General features: G+C 40.9%; 2 pseudogenes. Both read left to right on the top strand.

The features are described 5' to 3' along the window. Nucleotides 1-231 (top strand): annotated as a pseudogene (locus ACRCJ0_RS18860) (sugar ABC transporter permease); the annotation flags it as partial. Between the two features lie 3 nt (nucleotides 232-234). Beyond that, nucleotides 235-563, top strand: a pseudogene (locus tag ACRCJ0_RS18855) (sugar ABC transporter permease); the annotation flags it as partial.

Raw genomic sequence — 563 nt, 5'->3', positions numbered from 1 at the left:
AACTTCAACAACTTCACAATGATTTACCTATTTAATGAAGGTGGACCTGGTTCAGTAGGGAACAATGCCGGGACTACAGATATCTTGATTTCATGGGTCTACAAGTTGACAACAGGGCAATCGCCACAATATAACGTATCGTCCGCGATTACCATCATCATCTCAACTGTAGTTATTGTGATTTCGCTGATCATCTTTAAATACACCAATGCTTTTGAAATGGAGGATTAAGCCATGGCTGAGAAAAAATTAGCTAACACGCAAAAACGCGGCCGCTTCTGGAACCAATTCTTTACCTATGCCTTCTTAGTCTTTATGGCAATCATCATCATCTATCCCTTACTGATCACCATTACATCAGCCTTCAGGGGTGGAAACTTAATTGCCTTTAACTTGAACTTCTCAGGTCAGTTTACCCTAAGTAACTTTGAACGCTTGTTTACAGAAACCCAATACGGTCAGTGGTATATTAATACTTTAATCGTTGCGGTGATTACCATGGCCTTACAGGTAACGATTATTACCTTAGCCGGATATGCCTACTCAAGATACCGGTTCGCAGG

This window comes from Aerococcus sp. L_32 (assembly GCF_050689315.1).
This window is presented reverse-complemented; position numbering and strand designations above follow the sequence as displayed.